At 69.2% G+C, this 12,496-nt stretch carries 9 protein-coding genes; 6 read left to right on the top strand and 3 right to left on the bottom strand.

Annotation, left to right across the window (positions count from 1 at the left end):
* Positions 1-3: 3 nt before the first annotated feature.
* From ACKTT0_RS16625 to ACKTT0_RS16610, 4 genes are all read left to right on the top strand, one after another.
* Positions 4-909: a LysR substrate-binding domain-containing protein gene (locus ACKTT0_RS16625; RefSeq protein WP_407850919.1), complete on the top strand. Its 906-nt coding sequence runs from the start codon at positions 4-6 to the stop codon at positions 907-909.
* A gap of 112 nt (positions 910-1,021) precedes the next feature.
* Positions 1,022-2,023, top strand: coding sequence for a tripartite tricarboxylate transporter substrate binding protein (locus ACKTT0_RS16620; RefSeq protein WP_407850918.1), 1,002 nt, complete (start codon positions 1,022-1,024; stop codon positions 2,021-2,023).
* Between the two features lie 34 nt (positions 2,024-2,057).
* Entirely contained in the window at positions 2,058-2,867 is an 810-nt protein-coding gene (locus ACKTT0_RS16615; protein WP_407850917.1) for an enoyl-CoA hydratase/isomerase family protein, read from the top strand.
* A gap of 7 nt (positions 2,868-2,874) precedes the next feature.
* Positions 2,875-4,974, top strand: coding sequence for an acetate--CoA ligase family protein (locus tag ACKTT0_RS16610; protein ID WP_407850916.1), 2,100 nt, complete (start codon positions 2,875-2,877; stop codon positions 4,972-4,974).
* Between the two features lie 331 nt (positions 4,975-5,305).
* Here the strand turns inward: ACKTT0_RS16610 and parC are convergent, their stop codons facing one another.
* Positions 5,306-7,621, bottom strand: a complete 2,316-nt coding sequence (parC, locus tag ACKTT0_RS16605) for a DNA topoisomerase IV subunit A (RefSeq protein WP_407850915.1) — start codon at positions 7,619-7,621, stop codon at positions 5,306-5,308.
* A 50-nt stretch (positions 7,622-7,671) separates the two neighbouring features.
* Positions 7,672-9,633, bottom strand: coding sequence for a DNA topoisomerase IV subunit B (locus ACKTT0_RS16600; protein WP_407850914.1), 1,962 nt, complete (start codon positions 9,631-9,633; stop codon positions 7,672-7,674).
* A gap of 306 nt (positions 9,634-9,939) precedes the next feature.
* Here ACKTT0_RS16600 and trxA point away from each other — a divergent pair, with 306 nt between their 5' ends.
* Together trxA and rho are read left to right on the top strand one after the other, a co-directional pair.
* Entirely contained in the window at positions 9,940-10,266 is a 327-nt protein-coding gene (trxA, locus tag ACKTT0_RS16595) for a thioredoxin TrxA (RefSeq protein ID WP_028354145.1), read from the top strand.
* A 121-nt stretch (positions 10,267-10,387) separates the two neighbouring features.
* On the top strand, positions 10,388-11,644 hold the full coding sequence (gene rho / locus ACKTT0_RS16590) for a transcription termination factor Rho (RefSeq protein WP_012248888.1): 1,257 nt from the start codon (positions 10,388-10,390) through the stop codon (positions 11,642-11,644).
* Positions 11,645-11,832: 188 nt separating this feature from the next.
* On the opposite strand, the gene ACKTT0_RS16585 is transcribed toward rho, so the two are convergent.
* Positions 11,833-12,456, bottom strand: coding sequence for a CGNR zinc finger domain-containing protein (locus ACKTT0_RS16585; RefSeq protein WP_407850913.1), 624 nt, complete (start codon positions 12,454-12,456; stop codon positions 11,833-11,835).
* Positions 12,457-12,496 lie beyond the last annotated feature (40 nt).

The raw sequence follows: 12,496 nt of genomic DNA, 5'->3' as shown, positions 1-12,496 counted from the left end.
CCCATGAAACGCGTTCCCGTCCCGCTCAACCCGTTGCGCGCCTTCGAGGCGGCCGCGCGCCTGCTCAGCTTCACCCGGGCGGCCGAAGAATTGAACGTCACCCAGGTCGCCATCAGCCGCCAGGTGCGGGTGCTGGAAGGCTACCTGGGCGTGGAGCTGTTCACGCGCGGCCCGCGCTCCATCGAACTCACCGACGCGGGCGCGCGCTTCTATCCTGCGGTGGGGCGCGCGTTCGACGAGATCTCGCACGCGGCCGCGCTGGTCAGCCGCCGCAACCGCCCCGACGTGCTGGCCATCCAGGCCTACACCACCTTCGCGCAGCATGGCCTGATTCCGCTCCTGTCGCGCTTTCACGAAAAGAATCCGGGCATCGAGGTGCGCCTGTCGGCCTCGACCCAGGCCGTGGATTTCGCGCATCGCGACCTGGATGCCGCGATCCGCTCGGGCACCGGCGCCTGGCCCGACTACGAAAGCGACTTCCTCGCGCCCATCGAGCTGCTGCCGGTGGTCAGTCCGGCCCTGTTGAAGACGGTGGGCGGCCTGCGCGGCCCCGGCGACTTGCGGCGCGTCACGCTGCTGCATTCGCTGGCGCGGCCGGACGACTGGTCGGCCTGGCTGGCGGCGGCCGGCCGCGGCGATGCCGGCCTGCGCGTGCTGAAGTTCGAGAACTCCGCCATGGCCTACGAGGCCGCCATCCAGGGCGTGGGCTGCGCCATCGGCATCCGCGCGCTGGTCGGGCGCTACCTGGACTCGGGCGCGCTGGTGGCGCCCTTTGCCCTGACGCACACGCTGCCGGGCGGCTACTACCTGGTGCGTCCCCGCGGGCGGCGCGAATCGCCGGCGCTGCGCATCTTCCGCGCCTGGCTGTTGCAGACGCTGGCGCAAACGGAACCCCGAGCCCAACAATAAGTCAGTCTGGGGCGGACAAATTGTTGATTGTCCGCACCCGCCCGGCCGTCCCACAATTTCGCTGCAGTTCCGCCCCTCGACGGAACCCCGACGAAAAATCCTGGAGACAGCCATGTCGCTTTTCCCTTTCCCCGGCCGGACGCGCCGCGCGCCGCGGCTGCTGGCCTGCGCGCTGGCCACGGCCGCCCTGGCGCTGGGCAGCGCTTCCGCGCAGGCCGCCTTTCCCGAACGCCCCGTCACCCTGGTAGTGCCCTTCGCGCCCGGCGGCGGCACCGACATCGTCTCGCGCGTCCTGGCCGAAGGCATGGGCCGCGACCTGGGCCAGACCGTCATCGTCGAGAACCGGCCCGGGGCCGGCACGGTGATCGGCACCCAGTTCGTCGCGCGCAGCGAGCCCGATGGCTATACGCTGGTCATGGCTACCTTCGCCCACGCCGTCAACCCGTCGCTGCACAAGAATCTGCCGTATGACACCGAGCGCGCCTTCACGCCGGTGGCGCTGGTGGCGCACTCGCCCAATGTGCTGGTGGTCAACCCGAATTCGCCGTTCCACAGCGTCCAGGACCTGCTCGACGCGGCGCGCGCCAAGCCCGGGACGCTCAACTATGGATCGTTCGGCAATGGCACCTCGGCGCACCTGGCCGGCGAGCTGTTCAAGAACCTGGCCAAGGTCGACCTGGTGCACGTGCCCTACAAAGGCAGCGCGCCGGCGCTGAACGACCTGATGGGCGGGCAGATCCAGCTCATGTTCACCACGGTGGCGAGCGTCGCGTCCCACATCAAGAGCGGCAAGCTGCGCGCGCTGGCGGTCACGTCGGCAGAGCGCTCGCAAGCCTTCCCCGACCTGCCCACCGTGGCCGAGGCGGGCGTGCCGGGCTACCAGGCGGAAAGCTGGTACGGCGTCTATGCGCCGGCCGGCACGCCGGACGCCGCGGTGCAGCGCCTGCACGCGGCCATCGCCCGCGCGGTGCAGGCCCCGGCCTTCCAGGAGCGCGTGGCCGAAGAAGGCCTGGTGGTCGACGCCGGCCCGCCGCAGCAATTATCCAGCTACGTCAAAGCCGAGCAACAGCGCTGGAGCCAGGTGGTGCGCGACGCCCATCTGCAGCAGAACTGACCTTCCATCCTATCCCCTGTCATCCGGATCGACCATGTCCTCTATCGACACCCCGCCCACCGCCGCCATCCTGCTCAGCGTGGAGGACGGCATCGGCGTGCTGACGCTGAACCGTCCCGCCGTGCGCAATGCCATCGACGACGCCATGCGCGGCGAACTGCTGGAGGCGCTCGACCGCGCCGCGCGCGACCCGGCGATACGCGCGCTGGTGGTGACCGGCGCCGGCCCGGCCTTCTGCGCCGGCGGCGACATCAAGGGCATGCAGGCGCGCCTGGACGCCCCGGCCGGCGAAGTCGCCTTCAACGGCTGGAAGCGCCAGCAGCGCACCCATCATGCCGTGACCGCGCTGTTCAAGCTGCCCAAGCCCACCATCGCCGCCGTCAACGGCGCCGCCGCCGGGCTGGGCTGCGACATGGCGCTGTCGTGCGATTTCGTCATCGCGGCCGACTGCGCGCACCTGTCGATGACGTATATCCACCGGGGCCTGATCCCCGACGGCGGCGGCATGTATTTCCTGCCGCGCCGGGTGGGCCTGGCGCGCGCCAAGGAACTGATCTTCTCCGGCCGGCGCGTGGCGGCCGACGAGGCGCTGGCGCTGGGCATGATCGACCGCATCGCCACGGCCGATACGCTGCTGGCCCAGGCGCGCGTCTGGGCGGCCGAGCTGTCGCACGGCTCGCCGACGGCGCTGGCGCTGTCCAAGACCATGCTGAACCAGACCTTCGAACTGAGCGCCGAGCAATCGTTCGCCATGAGCAGCCAGGCCCAGGCAGTCTGCTATACCACGGCCGAACACCGGGCCTCGGTGGCGGCGTTCCTGGCCAAGACCGCGGCCAAGGGGTAGACAGGCGATGCGACAACTCGACTCTCTGCTGCGGCCGCGCAGCGTGGCCGTGATCGGCGCTTCGTCGGAGTCCGCCAAGACCGCCGGCCGCCCGATCGCCTATCTGCAGAAGCACGGCTACGGAGGCCGGATCTACCCGGTGAACCCGCGCAGCGACACGATCGCCGGCCTGCCCTGCTATGCCGACGTGGCGTCCCTGCCCGAGGCGCCCGACGTGGGCCTGGTGCTGCTGGGCGCCGCGCGCGCGGCGCAGGCCGTGCGCGACCTGGCCGAGCGCGGCGCCGGCGCGGCCGTCGTGCTGGCCAGCGGTTTCCAGGAAACCGGCGCCGCAGGCGCCGAGCGCCAGCGCGCGCTGCGCGAGGCCGCCGGCGACATGCCGCTGTTGGGGCCCAATACCATCGGCCTGGTCAACCTGACCGACGGCATCACGCTGTCGGCCAGCGGCGCGCTGGAAATGGACGACCTGCAGCGCGGCCCGATCGCCGTCGTGTCGCAGAGCGGCGGCGTGCTGGGGGCCATGCTGTCGCGCGCCGCCAGCCGCGGCATCGGCTTCTCGAAATTGGTCTCGACCGGCAACGAGGCCGACCTGGATGTGGCCGACCTGGTCGAGTGCCTGCTGGACGATCCTGCCACCGCCGTGATCGCGCTATATATCGAAGGCCTGCGCAAGCCGGCCGCCTTCCGCGCCGCCGCCCTGCGCGCGGCGCGGCTGGGCAAGCCGCTGGTCGTCTTCAAGGTGGGCCGGTCGGAATCCGGCGCGCGCTCGGCGGTGTCGCATACCGGCGCACTGGCCGGTGCCGACCGCATGTACGACGCGCTGTTCGCGCAATGCGGCGTGATCCGCGCCCAGACCTTCGCCGACTTGCTGGACATTCCCGCCGCGCTGTCCACCGGCCGGCGGCTGGCGGGCCGGCGCATCGCCATCCTGACCTCCACTGGCGGCGCCGGCACGCTGGTGGCCGACAGCTGCGGCCTGGCCGGCCTGGACACGCCCGCCCCCGATGACACGACCGCGGCGCGGCTGGACGCGCTGGAAAGCGGCGGCGACGCCGTGCTGAGCCGCAATCCGATCGACCTGACGCTGGCCGGACTCAAGCCCGAATTGCTGCGCGGCGCGCTCGGCGCGCTGCTGGCCAGCCCGGGCTACGATGGCGCGGTGGTCATCGCCGGGTCGTCGTCGCTGCAGCATCCCGAGCTGGTCTCCGGCGCCGTGCGCGATTGCCTGCGGGACAGCGACAAGCCCGTGCTGGTCTACGTCAGCCCGCATGCGCCGCACATCGTGGCCGGCCTGAACCGCCAGGGCATTCCGGCATTCGCGGCGCCCGAGAGCTGCGCATCGGCTTTCGCGGCCATGCTGGCGCGCGGGGCGGCGCCCGCCGCCCCGCCGGCCGGCCGCGTGCCGGCCGACGAGGCCGCATGGCGGGCGGCCGGCAAGCAAGTGCGCGCCCTGTCGGCCGGCCCATTGCACGAGGCCGACAGCAAGGCGCTGTTCGCGCGCTTCGGCATTCCCGCCGTGCGCGAGGCCATCGCGGCCACGCCGGCCGAAGCAGCCGCTGCCGCGACGGCACTGGGCGAGCGCGTAGTGATCAAGGTGTTGTCGCGGCAGCTGGCGCACAAGAGCGACATCGGCGGCGTCGCGGTCGGCGTGCCGGCGGCTGACGCCGAGGCGCGCGGCCGGGCCATGCTGCAGGCCGTGCGTGCCGCCACCGACGCGCCGGTCGAAGGCCTGCTGGTCCAGGAAATGGTGCGCGGCGGCGTGGAGATGATCCTCGGCCTGCACCACGACCCGCAACTCGGCCCCGCGGTGCTGCTGGGCATGGGCGGCGTGGCCGCCGAGCTGTTCAACGACACCGCGCTGCGCCTGCTGCCGCTGACGCGCGCCGACGCCGAGGCCATGGTGGGCCAATTGAAGACCCGCGCGCTGCTCGAAGGCTACCGGGGCGCGCCGCGCGCCGACATCCCGGCCCTGGTCGACGCCATCCTGGCCTTTGCCCACATGGCCGGGGAGCTCGGGGACAAACTGGCCGAGGCGGAGATCAACCCGCTGTTCGTGCTGCCCGAGGGCCAGGGAGTCAAGGCGGCGGACGGCGTGGCGATCCTGCGCTGAAGGCGCAGGCGCCTGGGGGCCAGGTGTCCGGAGTCAGGTGTCTGACACCCCCGAGACACCCCGAGGCAAGTCACGATCGCCGCATGAGGGTGTCAGACACCTACCACGTAGGCAGGCGACCAGGCATCTGGAGCCAGGTGTCTGACACCCCCGAGACACCCAGGGCAAACCGCTATCGCGGCATAGGGGTGTCAGACACCTATCACGTAGGCGGGTGACCAGGCGTCCGGAGTCAGGTGCCTGACACCCCCGAGACACCCCGGGGCAAGCCGCTATCGCGGCATAGGGGTGTCAGACACCTATCGCGAGACCCCTAGCGCGCGCGGTTCCCTCACAGCACCGGCGACAGCACCGGCTGCTTGGGCCGCACGTCCAGCGCGCGGCCCTTGCGGGCGCGCTTGCCTACGTAGGCCTCGAGCGCCGCGCCGGCCAGGATGTCCTCGGTCGGCTTGTTGCGGTAGATGCCGGCGGCGCGCAGGCCGGCCGGCCCCACGGGCACGGTCTGGGCCAGCTTGTCGGCGGCGTCCAGGCCGATCAGGATGGTGCCTCGGCCGCCGCCCGCCAGCGTCTTGACCTCGTCCAGCCCGAACACCAGGAACTTGCCCTTGGCCGACAGCAGCGCCAGCTGCCGCGCGCCCTCGAACAGCGGCACCGGCCGCAGCAGGGCGTCGCCCTGTTCGAGCGTGATGAACTGCTTGCCGCCGCGCTGGCGCGACACCATGTCGCCCAGGCGCGTCGCGAAGCCGAAGCCGCGCTGGGTGGCCAGCAGCCAGCGCGTATCGGCCGCCGCGGCGATGCTGTGCACGATGCGCGTGCCGGGCTCCAGGTCGATCATGGTGGTGACCGGCTGCCCGTCGCCGCGCGCCGACGGCAGGCCCGCGACGGCCACCGAATAGACGCGGCCGTTGTCGCCCACCGCGATCAGCGTGTCGGTGGTGCGGCACTCGAACGCGCCGTACAGGTCGTCGCCCTGCTTGAAGCCGAATTGCGAGGCATCGTGGCCGTGCCCCTGGCGGGCGCGCAGCCAGCCCTTCTGCGACACGATGACGGTGACCGGCTCGTCCAGCACCTTGGTCTCGAGCACCGCGCGCTCGGCGGTCTCGATGAGCGTGCGGCGCTCGTCGCCGTACTGCTTGGCGTCGGCCTCGATCTCCTTGACCAGCAGGCGCTTGAGCGAGGCGGGGTTGTCCAGCAGTTCCTGCAGGCGCGCCTGTTCGTCGCGCTTGTCGGCCAGTTCCTGCTCGATCTTGATGCCTTCCAGGCGCGCCAACTGGCGCAGCCGCATTTCCAGGATGTCCTCGGCCTGGCGCTCGGACAGCTTGAAGCGCTGCATCAGCGCGGCCTTGGGCTCGTCGGACTCGCGGATGGTCTGGATGACCTCGTCGACGTTCAGGTACACCACCATGCGCCCTTCCAGCACATGGATGCGGTCGATGACCTTGTCCAGGCGATGGCGGGTGCGGCGCACCACGGTGTCGGTGCGGAACGCCAGCCACTCGGTGAGAATGTCGCGCAGCCCCTTCTGGCGCGGCCGGCCGTCGGTGCCGATGCACACCAGGTTGACCGGCACGCTGCTTTCCATGCTGGTCTGGGCCAGCAGCGTGTTGACGAACTCGTCGCGGTCCACGCGCGAGGTCTTGGGCTCGAACACCAGGCGCACCGCCGCGTCCTTGCCCGACTCGTCGCGCACCGCGTCCAGCAGGTTCAGCATGACCGCCTTGCCCTGCTGCTGGTCGGTCGTCAGGCTCTTCTTGCCGGCCTTGACCTTGGGGTTGGTGATTTCCTCGATCTCTTCCAGCACCTTCTGGCACGAGGTGCCCGGCGGCAGCTCATGGACCACCAATTGCCACTGGCCGCGCGCCAGTTCCTCGAACTGCCAGCGCGCCCGCGCCTTGAGCGAACCGCGCCCGCCGGCGTAGATCTGCGCGATGTCGGCCGCCGGCGTGATGATCTGGCCGCCGCCGGCGAAATCCGGCCCCGGCACCATGGCGTACAAATCCTCGTCCGGCAGCTTGGGCTGCTTGAGCAGCGCCACGCAGGCCTGCGCGATCTCGCGCAGGTTGTGCGACGGGATCTCGGTGGCCATGCCCACCGCGATGCCGGAAGCGCCGTTGAGCAGCATCACCGGCAGGCGCGCCGGCAGCATCTGCGGCTCTTGCTGGCTGCCGTCGTAGTTGGGCGCGAAATCGACCGTGCCCTCGTCGAGTTCGTCCAGCAGCAGGCGCGAGAACGGCGTCAGGCGGGCCTCGGTGTAGCGCATGGCCGCGGCGTTGTCGCCATCGCGCGAGCCGAAATTGCCGTGGCCGTCGATGAGCGGATAGCGCAGGGAGAAATCCTGCGCCATGCGCACCATGGCGTCGTAGGCGGCCTGGTCGCCGTGCGGATGATACTTGCCCAGCACGTCGCCGACCACGCGGGCCGACTTCACCGGCTTGGCGCCGGGGCCCAGGCCCATGTCCTGCATGGCGTAGAGGATGCGGCGCTGCACCGGCTTCTGGCCGTCGCCCACATCGGGCAGCGCGCGGCCGCGAACCACGGAAACGGCGTAGTCCAGGTAGGCCTGCTCGGCGTAGCGGGCCAGCGTGATGGCCTCGTCGGCCTCGCCGGCGGCCTCGTCGAACAAGCCGGGTTGATTGCTGTCGGTCATGTGTCTAAGCGGTTGCGTGTACTGTCAGGGAGCCGGCCGGGGGGCGCGGCTCAGATGTCGAGTTCGGCCAGGTTGCCCTTTTCTTCGATCCAGGCGCGGCGCTGCGACGATTCGCCCTTGCCCATCAACATGTCGAACATGCGGGTGGTGTCCTCGGGCGTCAGGCTGCCGTAGCCGACGGGCAGCAGGCGGCGGGTGTCGGGATTCATGGTGGTTTCCCAGAGCTGCTCCGGGTTCATCTCGCCCAGGCCCTTGAATCGGCTGATGCTCCAGGCGCCCTCGCGCACCCCTTCCTTGCGCAGCTTGTCCTGCGCGGCCTCGAGCTCGCCCTGGTCCAGGCAGTAGATCTTGCGCGCCGGGCGCTTGCCCTGGGCCGGCACGTCCAGCCGGAACAGCGGCGGCTTGGCCACGTAGACGTGGCCGGCCTCGACCAGCTTGGGAAAGTGCCGGTAGAACAGCGTCAACAGCAGCACCTGGATGTGCGAGCCGTCGACGTCGGCGTCCGACAGGATGCAGATGCGGCCATAGCGCAGCCCGGACAGGTCGGGCGTGTCGTTCGGGCCGTGCGGGTCGACCCCGATGGCCACGGCGATATCGTGGATTTCGTTGTTGGCGAACAGGCGGTCGCGGTCGACTTCCCAGGAATTGAGCACCTTGCCGCGCAGCGGCAGGATGGCCTGGAATTCCTTGTCGCGGCCCATCTTGGCGGACCCGCCGGCCGAATCGCCCTCTACCAGGAAGACCTCGGTGCGGCTGGCGTCGGAGGATTCGCAGTCGGTGAGCTTGCCGGGCAGCACCGCCACGCCCGAGCTCTTGCGCTTCTCGACCTTCTGGGCCGAGCGGGCGCGCGCCTGGGCCTGGCGGATGGCCAGCTCGGCCAGCTTCTTGCCGTATTCGACGTTGCTGTGCAGCCAGAGGTCGAGCGCGCTCTTGGAGAAACCGCCTACCAGGCGCACGGCGTCGCGGCTGTTGAGCCGCTCCTTGATCTGCCCCTGAAATTGCGGGTCGAGCACCTTGGCCGACAGCACGAAGCTGGCGCGGGCGAAGACGTCTTCCGGCAGCAGCTTGACCCCCTTGGGCAGCAACCCATGCAGCTCGGCGAAGCCCTTGACGGCGCCGTACAGGCCCTCGCGCAGGCCGGACTCGTGCGTGCCGCCGGCCGGGGTGGGAATGAGATTGACGTAGGACTCGCGCACGGCGTTGCCGTCTTCCGTCCAGGCCACTACCCACTGGGCGCCCTCGCCGTCGGCGAAGGTTTCGTGGTCCGCGCCGGCATACTGCTGGCCCTCGAAGAAAGGCACCATCAGCTCGGCGCCGGCCAGGGCCTCGGCCAGGTAGCCGCGCAGGCCGTCCTCATACTGCCAGGTCTTGGTGTCGCCGGTTTTCTCGACGACCAGGCTGACCTTCACGCCCGGCAGCAGCACCGCCTTGCTGCGCAGCAGGTGGGTCAACTCGCCGAGGGGGATCTGCGCGCTGTCGAAATATTTGGGGTCGGGCCAGACCCGCACCCGCGTGCCGGACTTCTTGCGGCCGGCCTCGGGATACGGGGCCAGGGGCTCGGCCACGTCGCCGCCCTTGAAGACTAGGCGGGTAGGACCGCCATCGCGCCAGACCACGACCTCGAGCCGCGTGGCCAGCGCATTGGTGACCGACACGCCCACCCCGTGCAGGCCGCCTGAAAAGGCGTACGCCCCGCCGCCCTGCTTGTCGAACTTGCCGCCGGCATGCAGGCGGGTGAAGACCAGCTCGACCACGGGCGCCTTTTCTTCGGGGTGCAGGCCGACCGGGATGCCCCGGCCGTCGTCCTCGACCGAGATGCTGCCGTCGGCGTGCAGGGTGACCTGGATCTGCTTGCCGTAGCCGGCCAGTGCCTCGTCCGCGGCGTTGTCGATGACCTCTTGCACGACGTGCAGCGGATTTTCGGTGCGGGTGTACATGCCCGGGCGCTGGCGCACCGGCTCCAGGCCCTTCAGGACCCGGATGGACGCTTCGGTGTAACGTGGTGTAGCCAAGTTATCCCCAACATCTGTGGAAAAAAACCGACATTTTAAGGACAAGTCCAGATTCTGCGCGGCCCGAGGTGGGATGCGCACGACCTGACCAGCCCCGAATTCGGTACGATGACAAATCTGGCGGCCCGGGGGCGGCAGCGCCGGCAAGCGCCGGCCCCGGCTCCCCGGGCCGCGTCGCCAATCCTACACAAAACCGGCAAACCCTGTTGTTATCAACAGTGGTATGCTTAACCCTTACCAACCTATCAGTAGAACAAAACGGCAGGGCCGCGAGGCGTGACCCATGCTGCTGAACCGAGAATCACCATGAGCGAGCAAATCAAGAACGTCAGCGACGCCAGCTTCGATGCCGATGTGATCAAGTCCAGCCAGCCCGTGCTGGTCGACTACTGGGCCGCCTGGTGCGGTCCCTGCAAGATGATCGCGCCGATCCTCGAAGAAGTCGCCACCGAATATGCCGGCCGCCTGACGGTCGCCAAGCTCAACGTCGACGAAAACCAGGGCACCGCCGCCAAGTACGGCATCCGCGGCATTCCCACCCTGATGCTCTTCAAGGACGGGCAGGCCGCCGCCACCAAGGTGGGCGCCCTGTCCAAGTCGCAACTGACCGCTTTCCTGGACGGCGCGCTGTAACGTTGTAAACTACGCGCTGTAAACCACGCGCCGGCGCCGGCGCCGCCGGCGCCTTTGTACCGCGCGGGCCCGTCCGTGGCCCGCCGCCAGAGCCCTTCTCTACTTTCCCCCTTTCACCGCGATGCACCTCAATGAACTGAAGGCGCTGCACGTCTCGCAGTTGCTGGAAATGGCCGCCGGCCTGGAAATCGAAAACGCCAACCGCTTGCGCAAGCAAGAGCTGATGTTCGCCATCATGAAGCGGCGCGCCAAGCAGGGCGAACAGATTTTCGGCGATGGCGTGCTGGAAGTCCTGCCCGACGGCTTTGGGTTCCTGCGTTCGCCCGAGACCTCGTACCTGGCCAGCACCGACGACATCTACATTTCGCCGTCGCAGATCCGCCGCTTCAACCTGCACACCGGCGACTCCATCGAAGGCGAGGTGCGCACGCCCAAGGACGGCGAACGCTACTTCGCCCTGGTCAAGGTCGACAAGGTCAACGGCGTGGCGCCCGAGGCGATCAAGCATCGCATCATGTTCGAGAACCTGACGCCGCTGCATCCCAACCAGCCGCTGCGCCTGGAACGCGACATCAAGAGCGAAGAAAACCTGACCGGCCGGATCATGGACATCTTCGCCCCCATCGGCAAGGGCCAGCGGGGCCTGATCGTGGCCAGCCCCAAGTCGGGCAAGACGGTGATGATGCAGCACATCGCCCACGCCATCACCACCAATTATCCCGACGCCGTCATGATCGTCCTGCTGGTCGACGAGCGCCCCGAGGAAGTCACCGAGATGCAGCGCACGGTGCGCGGCGAAGTGGTCGCCTCCACCTTCGACGAACCGGCCACCCGCCACGTGCAGGTCGCCGAAATGGTCATCGAGAAAGCCAAGCGCCTGGTCGAGATGAAGAAGGACGTGGTGATCCTGCTGGATTCCATCACCCGCCTGGCGCGCGCCTACAACACGGTGGTGCCGGCCTCGGGCAAGGTGCTCACCGGCGGCGTCGACGCCAACGCCCTGCAGCGTCCCAAGCGCTTCTTCGGCGCGGCGCGCAACCTCGAGGAAGGCGGCTCGCTCACCATCCTGGGCACCGCGCTGATCGAGACCGGCAGCCGCATGGACGAGGTCATCTACGAAGAATTCAAGGGCACCGGCAACTCCGAAGTGCACCTCGAGCGGCGCCTGGCCGAAAAACGCGTCTACCCGGCCATCAACCTGAACAAGTCCGGCACCCGCCGCGAAGAACTGCTGATCAAGCCCGAGCTGCTGCAGAAGGTGTGGGTGCTGCGCAAGTTCATCCACGACATGGACGAAGTCCAGTCGATGGAATTCATCCTGGACAAGATGCGCGCCACCAAGACCAATGCCGAATTCTTCGACATGATGAAGAAGTAGGGTCCCCCCCCGAAGCGCTGCGCGCTTCCCCCCCAGGGGGGCGACGCTGCGGACCGGCGGAGCCGGATCCGCGCGTCCCCGATGGGGCATGGCTGCTCCTGTCTCGCACGCATATTAGGTGTCAGACACCTCGCAGAGGTGTCTGACACCTGCACACCATTCGCACCACTTGCCCTCCTTGTCCCGGCTCAATGTCCGGCGTCCTCCCCGGCCGGCTTGTCGCGCCGATTGGCATTGAAGCGCGCTTTCTTCTGGCGATTTCCGCATGTATTCATGTCGCACCATCTGCGGGTGCGGCTCTGGCTTGTGTCGAAGAAGGCGGCCCGGCAGGTCGGCGAGGCGCACAAGGCCAGTTTTCCGTCCCGCTCGCCGGCGATGATGCCGATCGCGTCGGCGGCGATCACGCTCAGGGCATCTTCCACGCGACGCGGCGGGCCGAGCCGCCATTGCCGCTTGCCCTCGGGCGCCAGGATCGCGGCGGCCCGGCCCCGCGCGCTGCACGCATTGATGACGTGGATGGCGGCCGCAGGCAGGGCGCGCCCCATCGCGGCCGCAGTAGCGGCGGCGTGGATCGCCTCGCGCAGTTCGCGGGCGAGCTCGAGCTGGGCAGCGCTGCAGGAGTCCACCGCCAGGCCGTACACGGCCAGCCAGTCGATCAGGCGACGCGGCGTGGGGATGCGCTCCACGGGGTTGCCCTGGCGCTCTGTCAGGGTTCCCGTAAAGCTGGTCGCCAGCACGCTGCCGAGGCGAAAACCGGGAAACCCGGCGCGCAGGGAGCCGCCGGGCTTGATTGACGTTGTCATGGCGCACATGTTAGAACCATCTAAGCCGGTTCACAATAGCCATGGCCGG

This window comes from Bordetella saccharivorans (assembly GCF_045862855.1).
GTDB classification, from domain to species: Bacteria; Pseudomonadota; Gammaproteobacteria; order Burkholderiales; family Burkholderiaceae_B; genus Bordetella_A; species Bordetella_A petrii_F.
The sequence above is the reverse complement of the archived record's forward strand: the minus strand, read 5'-3'. Positions and strand labels throughout refer to the sequence as shown.

Bases quoted from the DNA above. Each gene is read 5' to 3' on its own strand.
- ACKTT0_RS16625 (WP_407850919.1), top strand. From the start codon at position 4: ATGAAACGCGTTCCCGTCCCGCTCAACCCGTTGCGCGCCTTCGAGGCG.
- ACKTT0_RS16620 (WP_407850918.1), top strand. From the start codon at position 1,022: ATGTCGCTTTTCCCTTTCCCCGGCCGGACGCGCCGCGCGCCGCGGCTG.
- ACKTT0_RS16615 (WP_407850917.1), top strand. From the start codon at position 2,058: ATGTCCTCTATCGACACCCCGCCCACCGCCGCCATCCTGCTCAGCGTG.
- ACKTT0_RS16610 (WP_407850916.1), top strand. From the start codon at position 2,875: ATGCGACAACTCGACTCTCTGCTGCGGCCGCGCAGCGTGGCCGTGATC.
- parC (WP_407850915.1), bottom strand. From the start codon at position 7,621: ATGACCGACAGCAATCAACCCGGCTTGTTCGACGAGGCCGCCGGCGAG.
- trxA (WP_028354145.1), top strand. From the start codon at position 9,940: ATGAGCGAGCAAATCAAGAACGTCAGCGACGCCAGCTTCGATGCCGAT.
- rho (WP_012248888.1), top strand. From the start codon at position 10,388: ATGCACCTCAATGAACTGAAGGCGCTGCACGTCTCGCAGTTGCTGGAA.
- ACKTT0_RS16585 (WP_407850913.1), bottom strand. From the start codon at position 12,456: ATGTGCGCCATGACAACGTCAATCAAGCCCGGCGGCTCCCTGCGCGCC.